Annotated in this window: 16 protein-coding genes; 4 read left to right on the top strand and 12 right to left on the bottom strand. The window is 67.5% G+C overall.

The window, feature by feature from the left end:
• Positions 1-17: 17 nt before the first annotated feature.
• From AC1DK9_RS04920 to AC1DK9_RS04905, 4 genes are all read right to left on the bottom strand, one after another.
• Positions 18-446: an HIT family protein gene (locus AC1DK9_RS04920; RefSeq protein WP_476863189.1), complete on the bottom strand. Its 429-nt coding sequence runs from the start codon at positions 444-446 to the stop codon at positions 18-20.
• Positions 443-1,609: an NAD(P)-dependent alcohol dehydrogenase gene (locus tag AC1DK9_RS04915; protein WP_476915168.1), complete on the bottom strand. Its 1,167-nt coding sequence runs from the start codon at positions 1,607-1,609 to the stop codon at positions 443-445. Before AC1DK9_RS04915 ends, AC1DK9_RS04920 begins: the two co-directional genes overlap by 4 nt.
• A 101-nt stretch (positions 1,610-1,710) precedes the next feature.
• Positions 1,711-2,148: an NUDIX hydrolase gene (locus AC1DK9_RS04910; RefSeq protein ID WP_476915167.1), complete on the bottom strand. Its 438-nt coding sequence runs from the start codon at positions 2,146-2,148 to the stop codon at positions 1,711-1,713.
• 12 nt (positions 2,149-2,160) lie between these two features.
• A complete protein-coding gene (locus AC1DK9_RS04905; protein WP_476915166.1) occupies positions 2,161-2,508 on the bottom strand; it encodes a hypothetical protein in 348 nt (115 codons plus the stop codon).
• A 174-nt stretch (positions 2,509-2,682) separates the two neighbouring features.
• Between AC1DK9_RS04905 and AC1DK9_RS04900 the strand changes: the two genes are divergently transcribed.
• Complete coding sequence (locus AC1DK9_RS04900) at positions 2,683-4,221, top strand: HNH endonuclease (protein WP_476915165.1); 1,539 nt, start codon at positions 2,683-2,685, stop codon at positions 4,219-4,221.
• A gap of 31 nt (positions 4,222-4,252) precedes the next feature.
• Here the strand turns inward: AC1DK9_RS04900 and AC1DK9_RS04895 are convergent, their stop codons facing one another.
• Positions 4,253-5,128 (bottom strand): sulfurtransferase, encoded by an 876-nt coding sequence (locus AC1DK9_RS04895; protein ID WP_476915164.1) that lies wholly within the window; start codon positions 5,126-5,128, stop codon positions 4,253-4,255.
• 63 nt (positions 5,129-5,191) lie between these two features.
• Between AC1DK9_RS04895 and AC1DK9_RS04890 the strand changes: the two genes are divergently transcribed.
• Positions 5,192-6,286 (top strand): PLP-dependent cysteine synthase family protein, encoded by a 1,095-nt coding sequence (locus AC1DK9_RS04890; RefSeq protein ID WP_476915163.1) that lies wholly within the window; start codon positions 5,192-5,194, stop codon positions 6,284-6,286.
• Between the two features lie 13 nt (positions 6,287-6,299).
• Here AC1DK9_RS04890 and AC1DK9_RS04885 read toward each other — a convergent pair whose 3' ends face one another.
• Entirely contained in the window at positions 6,300-6,956 is a 657-nt protein-coding gene (locus tag AC1DK9_RS04885; RefSeq protein ID WP_476863182.1) for an MBL fold metallo-hydrolase, read from the bottom strand.
• Positions 6,957-7,035: 79 nt separating this feature from the next.
• Between AC1DK9_RS04885 and AC1DK9_RS04880 the strand changes: the two genes are divergently transcribed.
• Positions 7,036-7,569: a Fur family transcriptional regulator gene (locus tag AC1DK9_RS04880; RefSeq protein WP_476915162.1), complete on the top strand. Its 534-nt coding sequence runs from the start codon at positions 7,036-7,038 to the stop codon at positions 7,567-7,569.
• Positions 7,570-7,691: 122 nt separating this feature from the next.
• Entirely contained in the window at positions 7,692-8,513 is an 822-nt protein-coding gene (locus AC1DK9_RS04875; protein ID WP_476915161.1) for a hypothetical protein, read from the top strand.
• 95 nt (positions 8,514-8,608) lie between these two features.
• Here AC1DK9_RS04875 and AC1DK9_RS04870 read toward each other — a convergent pair whose 3' ends face one another.
• The 6 genes from AC1DK9_RS04870 to AC1DK9_RS04845 form a co-directional block, all read right to left on the bottom strand.
• Positions 8,609-9,487 (bottom strand): metal ABC transporter permease, encoded by an 879-nt coding sequence (locus AC1DK9_RS04870; protein WP_476915160.1) that lies wholly within the window; start codon positions 9,485-9,487, stop codon positions 8,609-8,611.
• Complete coding sequence (locus AC1DK9_RS04865) at positions 9,488-10,303, bottom strand: metal ABC transporter ATP-binding protein (RefSeq protein WP_476915159.1); 816 nt, start codon at positions 10,301-10,303, stop codon at positions 9,488-9,490. It abuts the gene before it with no gap.
• Complete coding sequence (locus AC1DK9_RS04860) at positions 10,300-11,226, bottom strand: metal ABC transporter solute-binding protein, Zn/Mn family (protein WP_476915158.1); 927 nt, start codon at positions 11,224-11,226, stop codon at positions 10,300-10,302. Before AC1DK9_RS04860 ends, AC1DK9_RS04865 begins: the two co-directional genes overlap by 4 nt.
• 105 nt (positions 11,227-11,331) lie before the next feature.
• A complete protein-coding gene (locus AC1DK9_RS04855; protein WP_476863177.1) occupies positions 11,332-12,393 on the bottom strand; it encodes a hemolysin family protein in 1,062 nt (353 codons plus the stop codon).
• Positions 12,390-13,751, bottom strand: a complete 1,362-nt coding sequence (locus AC1DK9_RS04850; RefSeq protein ID WP_476863176.1) for a hemolysin family protein — start codon at positions 13,749-13,751, stop codon at positions 12,390-12,392. The genes AC1DK9_RS04855 and AC1DK9_RS04850 overlap by 4 nt, the downstream gene beginning before the upstream one ends.
• 281 nt (positions 13,752-14,032) lie before the next feature.
• Positions 14,033-15,499, bottom strand: a complete 1,467-nt coding sequence (locus AC1DK9_RS04845; protein ID WP_476863175.1) for a GuaB1 family IMP dehydrogenase-related protein — start codon at positions 15,497-15,499, stop codon at positions 14,033-14,035.
• Positions 15,500-15,614: the final 115 nt, after the last annotated feature.

Here is a 15,614-nt window from a genome sequence, read left to right as displayed (position 1 = left end):
CTAGGCCTCCCTTGGAACTAGGCCTCGGGGACGTGCTCCGCGTGGCCGGCCTTCCGCAGGCCCTCACGCAGCGTCTCCGCGTTGGCATCGAGCCGGGCCGGGTCCGGGTGCTGATCCACCGAGCCGAAATCGAAGTCCGCCATCGAGTTGGAGGGCCACACGTGCACGTGCAGGTGGTTGACCTCGTAGCCGGCCACGATCAGGCCTGCCCGGGCGGCGTCGAACACGTCCACCTGGACCGCGCCGATCTTCCGGGCAACTTCCATCACGCGGGCCAGCACCTCCGGGGAGGCGTCGGTCCAGCGGTCCACCTCCTCGGTGGGAACCACGAGCGTGTGGCCGTCGGCCAGCGGGCCCACCGTCAGGAACGCGACGACGTCGTCCTCGCGCCAGACAAAGCGGCCCGGGATCTCGCCATTGATGATCTTGGTGAACAAGGTGCTCATGCATCAGCCTTTTCCGCCGGGGACCCCAGGGTGCTGGCGTCCAGGACAAACCGGTACTTCACGTCGCCGGCCACCATGCGGTCATAGGCCTCGTTCAGCTGGTCCGCGCGGACCAGCTCGATGTCTGAGACCACGCCGTGTTCGGCGCAGAAGTCCAGCATCTCCTGCGTCTCGGCGATGCCGCCGATCAGCGAGCCGGCGTAGGCGATCCGGCGCCGGATCAGGGCGCCGGGGTTCACCGGGGGCATGGCTTCCGAGGGCAGGCCCAGCTGGAAGAGGGCTCCATCAACCCGCAGGGTGCGGAAGTACGGGTTGAGGTCGTGCGGCGCGGCGACGGTGTCGATGATGACGTCGATGCTGCGGTCGGCGGCTTCCATCGCGGCCGGGTCCGTGGAGAGGACAACGTGGTCGGCTCCCAGTTCGCGGGCGGCTGCGAACTTCCGTTCCGACGTCGTGAAGACCGTGACCTCGGCGCCCATGGCCTTGGCGATCTTGACCGCCATGTGGCCGAGGCCGCCGAGGCCGACGACGCCCACGACGTCGCCCTCCTCGACCTCGAAGTGGTTCAGCGGCGAGTAGGTGGTGATGCCGGCGCAGAGCAGGGGTGCCGCGGCGGCCGGATCCATGCCCTCCGGGACCCGCAGGACGTAGTTGCGGTCCACGACGATTGAGGTGGAGTAGCCGCCCTGGGTGATGGCGTCCCCGTTACGGGCGTCTTTGGCGCCGTACGTGCCGGTCATGCCGTTCTCGCAGTACTGCTCCAGGCCGTCCAGGCAGCTATCGCATTCGCGGCAGGAATCGACCATACAGCCGACGCCGACGCGCTCCCCCACGGTGAAATCGTCGACGGCGGAACCCACCCGGGTGACGCGGCCGACGATTTCGTGTCCCGGGATCAGCGGGTAGGTGTTGCCGCCCCATTCGCCGCGGCTGGCGTGCACATCGGAGTGGCAAAGGCCGCAGAACTCGACGGCGATCTCGACGTCGTCCTCCTTGGGGGCGCGCCGGGCCACGGTCAGCGGAACCAGGCCGCTGTCGGGGGCCGTGGCGCCGTAGGCGGCTGCGAGGGTGGGAGCGGCGGTGCCGTCATTATGAGCTTGGGCGTCGTTGAGGTCGGGCAACGGCTTGGCGAGGGGCGGCGGTACGGGGCGTCCTGGAGTCATGTTTCGACGCTACCCCCGGAAGTAGGCGCTCTGCCACTTTCGTGCGGGTGCAAAGGATGCGCGGTGATGAAGCCAACCGGTCTCAAAGACGATCGTTTTGATCACCCGTTTCCATGAGCGATACGCCCGATGAACGCTCCCTGTCCAGCTGCAAGCACATGGGCGTGCTTTAACTTGATCCAGGAAACCTCAAAGCGTGTGGGTTTCCCGACGCCATCATGGCTCTCCTGCCACTCCCATTTTTCAGGCAGATCAGCATCATCGGCAGCGATTTGGAAATAGTGGCGTACATGGATCGAATCGGCGTATGGGCGCATGTCGTATTCGCCAGCTCCCAAATACTTTACGATCCTGAGGTTTTCTATTCCCGTTTCTTCGAAAGCCTCACGCAGGACGGCATCCTCAGGCAGCTCTGCCCGCCTGATAGTTCCAGCCGGTACCTGCAAACCGGTCTGTTCCAATGGGAAATCGACGTGCCGAATCACTGCAACACAGCCATCCCGGACGATGTATGCCACAACTTTCTGGGGACGATTCATAGACCTGAAATCCTAACTGGCGCTAGTTACACCGGTCTCAAAGACGATCGTTTCCGTCGTCGGATTGTTGTCGCCCGGCGTCCCGAAGACGCGGGTCATGCGCGGCACATCCTCAGGTCCGCCGTCGCGTGGAAGTGCCCGTTCCATCCACTTAACGAAAATCTCCACCGGGCGGCCCGCCGCCTTGGCTTCCGCCCAGCCGATTGCTGCGACAACGTCGGGGGCGTCCCGGACATCCCACTCGTCAAGCATCCATGAGTAGCCCTCGATGGTCGCCGGGGTCCAGATGCGGACCCGGTACTCTGCGGGTTCATCAGATTCCCCGATGGCCGCCTCAGGTCCGACAGGTCGAATGTCCATCGGCAGATCCTACTCCTGCGGATCCGAATCACCCGGCAGGTGCGGGCAGGGCGGACGCTGACCGCGGTGGAGGCCCGCGCCGGGCTGCGGGGTGGTGGTGGTCGGCGCCAGCCGGGATGGTTGACCTTGCGGGAGGCGGGCTTAAATGTCGTAGGCCACTGGGAACATTGACCTATGGAAGGCATTCGGCAGCTCGACATGGATCCGGCGCGGCGGGTTCCCGCGCCGGAACGGGCGTTTTCGGTCGCTGAGCTGATCCGGCTCTCGGCTGAACTGCCGCCCCCGGTGAGTGCGGCCCACCTCATCGACGAGATCCGTTCCCTGGAGGACCTCAAATCCGCCGCAGCGGCCCGGCAGGCCCGGTTGTCGGTCGCGTTCGATCTGCTGCGGCGCCGGGGGCGGGCCGACGCCGGGATGCCAACAGACCAGCTCGGGGCCGGAGTTGCCGCCGAGATCGCCCTCGCCCGGCGGGAATCCCCGGCCAAAGGCTCCCGACTGCTGGGCCTCGCCAGGGCCTTGGTCACCGAGATGCCGCACACGCTCGCGGCCCTGGAAACCGGTCGGCTGAATGAATGGCGCGCCACCCTCCTGGTCAAAGAAACCGCTTGCCTGTCCGCGGCGGACCGGGCCGCCGTGGACGAGGAACTCGCCGCCGATACCGGGACCTTCGACGGCGCCGGAGACCGGACCATCACCTCCGCGGCCAAGGCCGCAGCGTACCGGCGGGACCCGCGCACGGTGACCGAACGCGCCGCCCACGCTGCCACCGAGCGGCACGTCAGTCTCCGCCCCGCTCCGGACACCATGTGCTACCTCACCGCCTTGCTGCCCGTCGCGGCCGGTGTCGCCGTGCACGCTGCCCTCACCCAGCACGCCGACGCCCTGCGCTCCGCCGGCGACCCCCGTTCCCGGGACCAACTGATGGCCGATGCTCTCGTCGAACGCACCACCGGAAAAGCCGGCGGGATCAGCGGCGTCGAAATCCAACTCGTCATGACCGACCGCACCCTGTTCCAAGGCGACAGCGAACCCGCCCGTCTGCCGGGCTACGGTGTTGTCCCCGCAGGGTGGGCGCGGAAGCTGCTCCAGGACGCGCCCACCCGCGTCGGCGTCGGCACCCCCACCACCACCGCGGACGGCAATGCGACTGCTGCCGCCGACAGCCAAGCCAACGAACGCGCCTTTACCACCTGGCTCCGCCGCCTCTACACCGCCCCGGCCACCGGCGAACTCACCGCCATGGACTCCCGGGCCCGCATCTTCCCCGCAGGGCTCCGGCGCTTCATCCAGGTCCGGGACCACACCTGCCGCACCCCGTACTGCGACGCGCCAATCCGCCACCTGGACCACATCGTCCCCTGGCACGACGGCGGAACGACCAGCCTCAGCAACGGCGCGGGACTCTGCGAAGCCTGCAACCACGCCAAAGAAACCCCCGGCTGGAGTGCCCAGCCCAGACCCGGGCCGGGGCGGCACACCTTCCAGCTCACCACCCCCACTGGCCACACCTACCACTCCACAGCACCCCCGCTGCCCGGCAGAGGCAGCGGCGCGCACCTGGTGCTGCGGCCGGAACAGCGCCGCAATGTTGACGGGAAGACCGTGGCCCCGGCTGGAGAACTCCACGGCAGGAGAATCCGGTACCGGGAGAAAATCGGGCACCCCGTCGCGGCCAAGGTGGGCATCGGCTCAGCAGTGAAGGGGGCCGCCTAGCCGAAAAGCATCCGATGTATCTTGCGCTGGGTCACTGCGCGGCTGTCCGGCTGCTTTGTGACCCATCACCCTGGGGAGCCGCACCGGTGACGACGGCCTTGGAAGGATTGTTGGACCACTCCGAAAACGAGCCTGGGTACAGCGCCGCGGGGAAGCCCGCAAGCTCGAGCGCGGCGATCTCGTGGGCAGCGGTCACCCCGGAGCCGCAGTACACGGCAGTGGGCCGGTCCGCCTGCACGCCGAAGCCAGCAAAGCGTTCGCGCAGCGCGGCTGCCGGCAGGAACCGGCCGTCCGCCTCAAGGTTTCCGGTGGTCGGCGCGCTCACCGCGCCGGGGATGTGCCCGGCGCGCGGATCCACCGGCTCGATCTCGCCGCGGTACCGCTCCCCGGCGCGGGCGTCGAGCAGCAGGCCATGGTCGGGCCACGCGGCAGCGTCGTGAGCGTCGATCACCGGCATGGCGCCGTCGGACAGTACGACGTCGCCGGGCTCTACGACGGGTTCGCCGGTTTCGACGCCGAAGCCGGCCGCGCGCCAGGCGGCGAGGCCGCCGTCGAGCAGGCAGACCTCGGGGAAACCGGCGTTGCGCAGCATCCACCAGAGCCTGGCTGCCGCGAGGTTGCCGGTGTCGTCGTAGGCCACCACAACATCACCGACCTGCACACCCCAGCTGCGCGCGGACTGCTGGAACTGCTCCAGCGTCGGCAAGGGATGGCGTCCCCGGCTGGGATCGGCCGGCCCGGCAAGTTCTGTGGCAAGGTCCACGAAGACCGCCCCCGGAAGGTGCGCCGCCACGTAATGCTCCCGCCCGTGCGGGTCGCCGAGCGCCCAGCGAACGTCGAGCAGCACGGTCCGCGCGCCGGAGTCCAAACGATCCTTGAGTTCGGCGACAGTCATGAGGGTGTCCATCCGCCCACTGTAACGGGGCTCCCGCCTCCGCTGGCCATGCACCGCCGCGGGTAGGCTGGGGCGGTGACCAAAGCGCGCCAGCAGGACCGGGATTGGGCCGACGAAGCCATCCGCCGGATCAATGCCGAGAACAACAGATCAGCCGACACGCACCTATATTCGGTGCCCCTGCCGGAGCAGTGGGGCATCCAGCTGTACCTCAAGGATGAGTCCACCCACCGCACCGGAAGCCTCAAGCACCGGCTGGCCCGCTCGCTGTTCCTGTTCGGGCTGGTCAACGGCTGGATCCGCGAAGACACCACCATCGTGGAGGCCTCCAGCGGCAGCACGGCCGTCTCCGAAGCGTATTTCGCACAGCTGCTCGGACTGCCGTTCATCGCGGTGATGACCCGGACCACCAGCCGCGAGAAGATCGCACTGATCGAACAATTCGGCGGCTCCTGCCATCTGGTGGATCACGCCTCGGAGGTTTATGCCGCAGCCGAGGACCTGGCCCGCAGCACCGGCGGCCATTACATGGATCAGTTCACCTACGCCGAGCGCGCCACCGACTGGCGCGGCAACAACAACATCGCCGAGTCGATCTTCGGCCAGCTCGCCCTCGAAGAGCACCCGGTCCCCCGCTGGATCGTCGTAGGCGCAGGCACCGGCGGGACGAGCGCCACGATCGGCCGCTACCTGCGCTACCAGCGGCACGACACGCAGCTCGCCGTCGTCGATCCCGAGAACTCCGCGTTCTTCCCCGGCTGGCTGGCCAGCCGCAAGGGCGACGCCGGGACGGAAGCCCCGGGCCTGCCGTCCCGGATCGAGGGCATCGGGCGTCCCCGGCTGGAGCCAAGCTTCGTCCCTGCCGTGATCGACCACATGATCCAGGTGCCCGATGCCGCATCAGTGGCGGCCATGCGGCACCTGCGTGACTACGCCGGGCTGCACGCCGGCCCGTCCACCGGCACGAACCTCTGGGGTGTCTGGCAGCTGATCGCCCAGATGATCGCCGAGGGGAAGCGCGGCAGCGTTGTGTCCCTCATGTGCGACGCCGGCGACCGGTACTCCGGCAACTACTACAGCCCGGAGTGGCTGCAGTCGCAGGGCCTGGACCCGGCACCGCACCAGGAGACCATCCGCGGCTTCTTTGCGAGCGGCGTGTGGCCCGAGTGAGCGACGGGGGAAGCTAGACCTCCACGGATTCGCCGCTGGAAAGGTGCCGGTATTCGGTGCCGTACCTGGCGCCAATCCGGGTGACGTGTGCTTCCACCAGGCCGCGTCCCGCGTCGTTGAGCAGGGCGTCGTGGATGGGGAAAGCCCGCGGCGCACGCACGCCGATAACAAAGTCCACGACCTCGCCCACCTTGTTCCACGGCGCGTGGATGGGCACCAGCAGGGTCTGCACCTCGATGCCGTCCGGAATCGCGAAGGAATCCCCCGGGTGGTAGACGTTGGAATCCACCAGGAAACCGACATTCGCGACCACCGGGATCTGCGGATGGATCAGCGCATGCTGGCCGCCAAAGCTCCGAATGGCGAAGCCGGCCGCCTCAAAGCTTTCGTCGGCGGCCACCGTGGAAATCCGCTCTGCAGCATCCGGCGCCTTGCCGCGCAGCTGGGAGGCCACGCCGTCGGGAGCGAACAGCTGCAGTTCCTTGTTTGCCAGCAGGGCGCCCGAAACGGCGTCGACGTCGATGTGGTCCGCGTGCTCGTGGGTGATCAGGACGGCGTCGGCGCCGGCGAGGGCCTGCTCAGTTTCGGAAAACGTTCCCGGGTCCAGCACCAGCACCCGGCCTTCCTTTTCGAGGCGGACGCAGGCGTGGGTGAATTTCGTAAGCTTCATCCGGCCAGCCTATGGCGCCCTGCGAAGCGGTGTCCACGATCTCCGGCTGGTAATCTGGGACCTTGCCCATTCCCGCAGTATGACCACCAGCGAAGCGAGTTTCCCCATGTCCCAGGGCGCCCCCACCGGCGGCAGCCAGGCGCCGGCCGGCACCGCCGCCGCTGGCCCGAACGGACAGCCGGCGGCCAAGGAACCGGCCAAGGAACCGGGCAAGGAACAGCGCGTCACGAAGCAGCGCCTGGCCGTCAGCGCCGCCCTGGACGAACTGGCCGACTTCGTCAGCACCCAGGAACTGCACCGCATCCTGCAGGAGCGGGGTACCTCGGTCTCCCTCGCCACGTCCTACCGGATCCTTCAGTCGCTCGCCGATGACGGCCTGGTGGATGTGCTGCGGAACGCCGACGGCGAGGTGGTCTACCGGCGCTGCGCGGTCACCGGCCACCACCACCACCTGCTCTGCCGCAACTGCGGCAAGGCCGTTGAGGTCGAAGCGCCCGCCGTCGAGGCCTGGGCGGCCCGGATCGCGAGCGAGCACGGCTTCACCGCCGTTGAGCACACCGTGGAGATCTTCGGGCTGTGCCCGGAGTGCACCGCCCTGCAGGCCGGCAACTAGCAAATCTCGACTGGTGCTATCGGTCCTAAAACACCGGTTCCGAGCACAATTCGATGACCGGCCCTTAGGATCGGGTCCATGGACGAGCTGGATGATGGCGAGAGGACCCGGATCCTGTCGGAGTGGCTGAACGCGTGTGGGCGGAGTTCCGGCTGTCGACGGCGGACGAGGACCGGCTTAAGGCCGAGTGGTCGGCCAATGTTTCCGAGGAAAGACTCTTGGCCCTTGGACTGACGGCGGAACGCCGCCGAGACGCCGCCCTGTTTTCGGCGCAACTGCGGGAGTGGGAGCGCGGCCATAGGAGGACCCAAATAGCGGAAGGGCTCAAGTCTTTCGGCACGTTCTCAACGGAAACCCTGGCTGCCTTCGACCGCGACCTGCGCTCCGACGGACCATTTGCAGAGGCGATGGAGATCAGCCTGCACGACGGCACCCCGCAACCGAGCCGTTGGCATAAGCATGGGAAAACCGAGAGCCTTGTCCGGGGAATCCAATCCAAGTTCTCGGGTGAGCGCTTTATCCGGGACTTCCTCACGTTTCAGCCCTACAACTACGAAATTATCTTGGACGCGTACACGGCACTCGGACTCACCGCGCCCGTCGGACTTACGGAATTTGCCGCGCAGGAGTATTCCCTGCGGGCGGTCGAGGAAGTCCTGCTCATCGGAGAGGCTCTCCGACAGGTCCAACGAAGCCGGCAGCACGATCTGGTGATCGGCACCGGTTACAGCGCAGGGGACGAGATGCATGAACGATGCAAGCATCTCCAACACCTGACGCCCCACTTCGCCCGCTGGATCCTCACTGAATCGCCATCGGACGCGGCCCTCGTCGAGAAGCTCTTCGTAGGACGCGGAGGCGTCTTTGGACTGACGCTGGAAGGACTCTCATCCGATGACTTCCTCCGGGTCCTCCACCACTATCGTGCACGCCGCAAACGCTAGTTGGCCCAGCGGCGCCGACGTCCTGAGCTCGCGCCGTTCGGCGCCGGCGTGCCAAGGTAAGGACCCGGGCCCCGGGTGATCCTCAATCCGGTGCGTCATGTTGCCGGCGCGACAATCCGGCCGTGGTAGCCGCGGCGGTCCCGGATTCCACCGATCACCCGGCACACCACGTAGATCAGGAAGGACAGCGTGGTCACGTAGGGGCTGATCGGGAGCCGGCCGCCGAGTGCCAGCAGGATGCCGCCAACGGTTGCCGTCACTGCGAATACCACGCTCAGGAGCACCACGAGCCGCGGCGACGAGGTCACCCGCAGGGCCGCGGCGGCCGGAGTGATCAGCAGCGCCAGCACCAGCAGCGCGCCGACGATCTGGATGGACAGTGCCACGCTCACGCCCAGCAGCAGCATGAAGCCCAGCGCCAGCCCGCGCACCGGGACGCCCCGCGCCGCGGCCACCCTGGGGTCCACACTCGCGAAGGTCAGCGGCCGCCAGATGGCGATCAGCGCCAGCATGACGACGACGGCGGCGACGGCCAGCACCTGCAGCTGCACCGTGCCGACGGACACAATCTGGCCGGTGAGCAGGCCGAACTTGTTGGCCGCACGCCCCTCGTAGAGCGAGAGGAAGAGAATGCCCAGGCCCAGCCCGAACGGCATCAGCACCCCGATGGTCGAGTTCTTGTCCCTGGCCCGGACCCCCATCAGCCCCAGCAGCAGGGCCGCCACCACCGAGCCGGCGAGCGAGCCCAGCACCACGTCGGCGCCGACCAGCAGGGCGAAGGCCGCGCCGGCGAAGGAAAGTTCGGAAATGCCGTGCACCGCGAAGGCAAGGTCACGCTTCATCACGAAGGTGCCCACCAGGCCGCCGAGCAGGCCCAGCACCGCGCCTGCCCAGAGGGAGTTCTGGACCAGGTTGAGCAGTTCACCGTAATTCTCGAAGTTGAAGATCGCATGGATCACGCTGTCCAGGTCCATCTAGCCCACCTCCCCCGCCACCGAGTGGGCGTCCTCATGGTGGTGCGTCGTCGCATCCGGCAGGCCCACCACAATCAGCCGGCCGTTGGCGCGGATCACTTCGACATGGCTGCCGTACAGATCGGACAGGACCTCGGTGGTCATGACCTCCTCGGGCGTACCCACGCGGAAGCGCCCGCCGGCCAGGTAGAGGACGCGGTCCACGTAGTCCATGATCGGGTTGATCTCGTGCGTCACGAAGACCACGGCGCTGTCCTGCTCGTGGCACTGCTTATTAATGAGCGCACTGACCGCCTGCTGATGATGCAAGTCCAGCGACAGCAGCGGTTCGTCGCACAGCAGCACCTTGGGGTCCGTGGCGAGGGCCTGCGCCACCCGCAGCCGTTGCTGCTCGCCGCCGGAGAGCTTGCCCACCGGGACCTTGGCGTAGTCCTGCGCGCCCACTTCGGCGAGCAGTCCGTCGATCCTGCGGTTCACCCTGCCCCCGCCGAGGCGGATTCCCCAGCGGTGACCGTCGACGCCGAGGCCCACCAGGTCCCGGGCGCGCAGCGGGGTGTCCGGGTCGAACGACTCCTGCTGCGGGACATACCCGATCCGCCGGCTTCCGCGGGCGATGGGCTGGCCGTCCAGGGTGGCCGTCCCGGAGCTCAGGTCCTGCAAACCCAGCAGGACTTTAAGCAGGGTGGTCTTGCCGCTGCCGTTAGGCCCCAGCACGGCGAAGAACTCGCCGGGATTGATGTCCAGGTCCAGGTTCTCCCACAGGGTCCGGTCGCCGAACGTGAGGGAGGCTCCGCGCAGGCTGACGACGGGTGTCAACGGGTTTTTCCGCTCTGCTTGAGGGCCTGGGCCAGGTGGTCCACGTTTGCGGACATCCACTGCAGGTACCCCTTGCCTTCCGGCAGGGTCTCGCTGAAGTCCACCACCGGAACGCCCGCGGCGACGGCGGCGTCCTTGAGCGCCCGGGTCTGCGGGCCTTCCGTTTGCGGGTTGTAGGCCAGCAACCGGATCCCGCCGGACTTCACCACGTCGACGGCGGAGCGCAGAACGGCGGGTGGAACGTCCGAGCCGGATTCGATGGCTGCGCTGTATTCGGCCGGCGTCCGGTTCTCCAGGCCGGCCGCTTCCAGCAGGTAGAGCGGCACGGGCTCGGTGACCGCGACCCCGCCGCGGGCCGCCGATGCCTTGAGCCCCGACAGCCGGGTCTCCAGGCCGCCGAGCTCCTTCTTCAGCGCCGCGGCGTTGCTCTTGAATTCCCCGGCCGAGGCGGGTTCCAGGGCGGCCAGCTTCTCCGCCAGCGCATCGGCCAGCCGGCTCATCGCGCCGGGGCTGTACCAAACGTGTTCATTGAAGGTTGCCGGGGATCCGGAGACCAGGCCGGAGATGCTCACGGCGTTGAGCAGGTTCTTTTTATCCAGCCCGGTGTCCGCGGCCAGCTTGTCCAGGAAGTCGTCGTAGCCGCCGCCGTTCTCCACTACCAGTTCGGCCTTGGAAACGGCCAGCTTGTCCTGCGTCGTGGCCTCGTAGGAGTGCGGATCCTGGCTGGTCCGGCTGATGATCGAGGTGACCCGCACCTTGTCGCCGCCGACGCTGCGGACGATATCGCCGTAGACGCTGGTGGAGGCGACCACCTCGACGACGCCGTCGCCGGCACCCGGCCGGTCGCCCGACGTCGGGCCGCAGGCGCTCAGCAGGAGGCTGCTGAGGCCGGCCAGGAGAACAGTGGCGGCGGAACGGCGCACGGGAATACCTCGGATCTGTTATTGAGAAGCGTTAGCAACACACCGAGTCTAACCCTAAATAGGAATGATTCCTATTTAGGGCCAGACCCGTGTTGCCAGCCTCCGCTAATCCTGCCCAAGCCTGCGGTAGCCGGTTGCCTGCGTCGCGTCCCTGATCTCTCCGACCAGCTGCTCGATCACGTCCTCCAGGAACAGAACGCCCTGGGTGTGCCCGTCCGGGCCGATCACACGGGCAAGGTGCGAGCCGGTGCGCTGCATGACCGACATCGCCTTCTCGATCTCGTCGTCCATGGCCAGGTTGGCCAGCGAGCGGATGCGGCTTTCCGCAATAGGGTGCTGGTAGCCGGCCTCCGGAATCGAGAGCACGTCCTTGATGTGGAGGTAGCCCGAAAGCATGCCCTCATCGTCCAACATCGGGAAGCGCGAGAACCCGGTGCGGCTCACGGCCTTCTCGAACTCCTCAGGCGTGGTGGCTGCCTTGAGCATCACGAGCTTGTCCAGCGGAACCATGACCTGGGACGCAGTGTGTTCGGAGAACTCCAGCGCACCCGTGATCAGGCCCGCGTCATCGTCCACCAGGCCGTGCCGGGTGGATTCCTGCACGATCGACTGGACCTCCTCAAGCGTGAAGGAGGAGGTGACCTCATCCTTCGGCTCGATCCGCATCAGCTTCAGGATGTGGTTGGCGGACCAGTTGAGGGCCACGATCGCCGGCTTGACCGCCCGGGCGATGAACATCAGCGGCGGGGCCAGCAGCAGGGCCGCCTTATCCGCCACCGAGACGGAGATGTTCTTCGGCACCATCTCGCCGAACGTCACGTGCAGGAAGGTGACCGCCAGCAGCGCGATGGCAAACGCCACGACGTCGGCCATCTCCATCGGGACCCCGAGCGCTTCCAGCGGGACGGCCATGAGGTGGTGGATGGCAGGCTCCGCCACCTGCAGGATCAGCAGCGAGCAGACCGTGATCCCGAGCTGGGCGCAGGCCAGCATGAGCGAGACATTTTCCATCGCCCGCAGCGTGGTCTGGGCCCGCTTGGACCCGGACTCGGCGAGGGGCTCGATCTGGCTGCGGCGGGCGGACATGACAGCGAATTCGGCAGCCACGAAAAACGCGTTGCCCACCAGCAGAATGGCGAGCCAGAGGATTCCCAGCCAGTCGCTCATGCGGCACCGGCCTTTCCGGCAGCATCGATCCGCCCGTTGTTTCCGCCATGCGGTTCGTGTTCCGCCGGAGCGGGCTTGAAGCAGATACGGTCGATCCTTCGCCCGTCCATGCGGGTGACGCTGAGCTTTCCGCCTCCGACGTCGACCGTGTCGCCTACTACCGCGATCCGCCCGAGTTGGCTCATGACGTAGCCGCCGACTGTTTCATAAGCCGCCTCATCCGGCACGCTGAGGCCCGGAATCTGCTCGGAGAGTTCGTCCGGGCGTAGCAGGCCCGGGAAGTACCAGTCCCCCGAGGCGCTCTGCAGCAGCCCGGGCCGCACCTTGTCATGCTCGTCGGCCACTTCCCCGACAATTTCTTCCACGAGGTCTTCCAGGGTGGCGATCCCCGCGGTTCCGCCGTACTCATCCAGCACCACGGCGAGCTGCAAATTGCCTTCGCGCAGTTCAGCGAGGAGCCCGTCAAGGTGGATCGTCTCAGGCACCCGGAGCACCTCGGTCATGATCGCCCCGGCTTCCAGGTTGGCGCGCCGGTCCACGGGAACGGCGATGGCCTTCTTGACGTGCACCACGCCGCGGATATCGTCCGAGGACTCCCCGATTACGGGAAAGCGCGAGTAACCGGTGCGTTTGGCTGCCTCGATAATGTCCGAGACCGGCTGGTGGCCGTCAATGGTTTCCACCCGGATCCGCGGCGTCATCACGTCCGCGGCCGTCCGTCCTGAGAACTTCAGGGTGCGGGAGATGAAGTTGGCGGTCCGTTCGTCCAGGGTCCCCATCGCGGCCGAGCGGCGAACCAGCGAGGCAAGCTCGGCCGGGGTGCGGGCACCCGAGATTTCTTCCTTTGCCTCGAGGCCGAAGACGTTCAGGACCTTATTGGAGAAGCCGTTGAGCACGATGATGGCCGGCTTGAAGATCGCGGTGAAGACCAATTGCGGCCGGGCCAGGGCCTTGCCGACCGGGAACGACAGCGCGATGGCCATGTTCTTCGGGACCAGCTCGCCGATCAGCATCGACAGCAGGGTGGCCAGCGCCATCGCGAGGACCAGCGAGACCGATACGGACGCGGCTTCCGGCAGTCCGAGGGCCGTCAGCGGGCCTTCGAGCAGCTTCCCCACCGAGGGTTCCATGACGTAGCCGGTGAGCAGGGTGGTCAGCGTGATGCCGAGCTGACAGCTGGAGAGCTGGGTGGAAAGGGATTTGAGGCACTTCAGCAGCGGGACGGCGGCGGTGTCACCGTTGTCCACGGCACGCTGCACGGTGGCCTGGTCGAGGGCGACCAGGGAAAATTCGACGGCGACGAAGAAGCCCGTGCCGAAAATAAGGAGCAGTCCTGCTCCGAGCAATAACCACTCCATTTAGCGGCCCGCCTTGAAATGGCGAAGGATGCCGTGCCGGAGCGGCTGCCGGGGGAAACGTCCCGGCGGAGGATGGTCAGCCGAGGCCGACCCTGTTTCCTGTAGGGCACTCTGTCCGTGGAACGATGCGTTCCGTGCAGCGGATGAGTGATGGGCGCGTGAACGGGGTTTGCCGGCTCTGCGGGTGGACTGGGCGGGAACGGATTCCGTTCCGCGCTGACAGCCCCCAGGCCGGCACCTAGATTTACTGTCCATAAGAGTTTCAGTCTACAGCTTGGCGATCACCAGCTCTGCGGCACCGGACGGCCTTCCTCGTAACCGGCCGCCGACTGGATCCCGGCGACGGCCCGCTCCCGGAAGGCAGCCAGATCGGCCGCGCCGGCGTAGCTCATCGAACTCCGCAGGCCCGCAGTGATCATGTCCAGCAGGTCCTCAACGCCGGGGCGGGTCGAGTCCAGATACATCCGGGAAGTGGAGATGCCCTCCTCGAACAGGGCTTTCCGGTCTTTCTCGTAGGCATCCTCGCGCTGGTTGCGGTTCTGTACCGCCCGCGCCGAGGCCATCCCGAAGCTCTCCTTGAACTGGCGGCCGCTGGCGTCCAGCTGCAGGTCGCCGGGGCTCTCGTGCGTCCCGGCGAACCAGGAGCCGATCATGACCTGGCTCGCACCGGCGGCCAGGGCCAGCGCCACGTCCCGGGGGTAGCGGACGCCGCCGTCGGCCCACACGCGGCCGCCCGCGGCGCGTGCCGCGGCCGAGCACTCCAGCACGGCGGAGAATTGGGGACGGCCCACCGCCGTCATCATCCGGGTAGTGCACATGGCGCCGGGACCGACGCCGACCTTGACGATGTCCGCGCCGGCCTGGATCAGCTCGCGGGTTGCGTCGGCGGTGACGACGTTGCCGGCCACTACCGGCACTCCGGGGTTCAGGCTGCGGACCGCGGCCAGGGCGTCGAACATCTTCTGCTGGTGGCCGTGGGCGGTGTCCAGCACCAGCACATTGACGCCGGCGGCCAGCAGCTCCGCGGCCCGGCCGGCGACGTCGCCGTTGATGCCGACGGCGGCGGCCACCTTGAGCGCGCCGTCGTCGTCGAGGGAAGGCCGGTAGAGCGTCGAGCGGAGCGCTCCCTTGCGGGTGAGCACGCCGGCCAGGACGCCGTCCTGCTGCACCGGGACAAAGTCGGTACCGGCGGCGTCCATCGCGTCAAAGGCCCGGCGCAGCGCCACCGACGCGGCGTCGGAGCCCGCGCCGGCGTCGAACTCCGCGGCGTCCAGCACAAGCGGCTGGTGGCGCATCACGGAGGCCAGAGACGCGAACCGGTCCTGGCCTTCGAAGTCGGCGGCCCGGACGACGCCGGCGACGGCCCCGGCGTCGTCGACGACCACCACCGCGCCGTGCGGACGCTTGCCCATCAGGTGCAGGGCATCAATCACGGTGTTCGACGCGCGCAGGCTGACCGGCGTCTCAAAGACCGTGTGCCGGGCCTTGACCCAGGCCGTCACGCTCCGGAGCACGTCCAGCGGCACATCCTGCGGCAGCACCGCCAGGCCGCCGCGGCGCGCCATCGTCTCGGCCATCCGTTTCCCGGTCACCGCGGTCATGTTGGCGACGACCAGCGGGATCGTGGAACCGGTACCGTCGTCGGCCGACAGGTCCACGTCCAGCCGCGAGGTGACATCGGAGCGCGAGGGCACCAGGAAGATGTCCGAATAGGTCAGGTCTGTGCTCGGCTCACTCAAAAAACGCACGGCTGCTCCTTCATAGAGGGTCTCGTTTGTGATTCTAGAGGCACTCGGCGGACGGCGCGGTTCAGGCCCGGCAGCGGCTCCCCCGTGCCCGATCGGACGCCGTTGCGGCTCGTGG

This window comes from Arthrobacter sp. 01T414 (genome assembly GCF_056398965.1).
Note: the sequence above shows the minus strand (reverse complement) of the source record. Positions and strands in the feature narration are given on the sequence as shown.

Bases quoted from the DNA above. Each gene is read 5' to 3' on its own strand.
- AC1DK9_RS04905 (WP_476915166.1), bottom strand. From the start codon at position 2,508: ATGGACATTCGACCTGTCGGACCTGAGGCGGCCATCGGGGAATCTGAT.
- AC1DK9_RS04885 (WP_476863182.1), bottom strand. From the start codon at position 6,956: ATGAAGCTTACGAAATTCACCCACGCCTGCGTCCGCCTCGAAAAGGAA.
- AC1DK9_RS04850 (WP_476863176.1), bottom strand. From the start codon at position 13,751: ATGGAGTGGTTATTGCTCGGAGCAGGACTGCTCCTTATTTTCGGCACG.
- AC1DK9_RS04915 (WP_476915168.1), bottom strand. From the start codon at position 1,609: ATGACTCCAGGACGCCCCGTACCGCCGCCCCTCGCCAAGCCGTTGCCC.
- AC1DK9_RS04900 (WP_476915165.1), top strand. From the start codon at position 2,683: ATGGAAGGCATTCGGCAGCTCGACATGGATCCGGCGCGGCGGGTTCCC.
- AC1DK9_RS04910 (WP_476915167.1), bottom strand. From the start codon at position 2,148: ATGAATCGTCCCCAGAAAGTTGTGGCATACATCGTCCGGGATGGCTGT.
- AC1DK9_RS04870 (WP_476915160.1), bottom strand. From the start codon at position 9,487: ATGGACCTGGACAGCGTGATCCATGCGATCTTCAACTTCGAGAATTAC.
- AC1DK9_RS04880 (WP_476915162.1), top strand. From the start codon at position 7,036: ATGACCACCAGCGAAGCGAGTTTCCCCATGTCCCAGGGCGCCCCCACC.
- AC1DK9_RS04895 (WP_476915164.1), bottom strand. From the start codon at position 5,128: ATGGACACCCTCATGACTGTCGCCGAACTCAAGGATCGTTTGGACTCC.
- AC1DK9_RS04855 (WP_476863177.1), bottom strand. From the start codon at position 12,393: ATGAGCGACTGGCTGGGAATCCTCTGGCTCGCCATTCTGCTGGTGGGC.
- AC1DK9_RS04920 (WP_476863189.1), bottom strand. From the start codon at position 446: ATGAGCACCTTGTTCACCAAGATCATCAATGGCGAGATCCCGGGCCGC.